Source organism: Pantoea agglomerans NBRC 102470, assembly GCF_001598475.1.
Classification (GTDB): Bacteria; Pseudomonadota; Gammaproteobacteria; order Enterobacterales; family Enterobacteriaceae; genus Pantoea; species Pantoea agglomerans.
Genome location: NZ_BCZA01000024.1, coordinates 1 through 626 on the forward strand (window position 1 = coordinate 1; position 626 = coordinate 626).

General features: G+C 51.4%; 1 rRNA gene. It reads right to left on the bottom strand.

Annotation, left to right across the window (positions count from 1 at the left end):
* A 16S ribosomal RNA gene (locus PAG01S_RS21415) occupies window positions 1-473 on the bottom strand; the annotation flags it as partial.
* Window positions 474-626 lie beyond the last annotated feature (153 nt).

A 626-nucleotide genomic window follows, 5' to 3' on the forward strand; every position in this document is an offset into this window, starting at 1 on the left:
AAGGTTATTAACCCCATCGCCTTCCTCCCCGCTGAAAGTACTTTACAACCCGAAGGCCTTCTTCATACACGCGGCATGGCTGCATCAGGCTTGCGCCCATTGTGCAATATTCCCCACTGCTGCCTCCCGTAGGAGTCTGGACCGTGTCTCAGTTCCAGTGTGGCTGGTCATCCTCTCAGACCAGCTAGGGATCGTCGCCTAGGTGGGCCATTACCCCGCCTACTAGCTAATCCCATCTGGGTTCATCCGATAGTGAGAGGCCCGAAGGTCCCCCTCTTTGGTCTTGCGACGTTATGCGGTATTAGCCACCGTTTCCAGTGGTTATCCCCCTCTATCGGGCAGATCCCCAGACATTACTCACCCGTCCGCCACTCGTCACCCAAGGAGCAAGCTCCTCTGTGCTACCGTCCGACTTGCATGTGTTAGGCCTGCCGCCAGCGTTCAATCTGAGCCATGATCAAACTCTTCAATTTAAGTTTGATTTGCTTAAACAAGTTAAGCGGTGCTCATCTGTAAAACGTCATAATGAATTTCATTATGTGTTCACTCGTGAGGCTTGATATTTTTTACGTCCGGAGACGCTGATATCAATCCTGCGAGTGCCCACACAGATTGTCTGATAAATT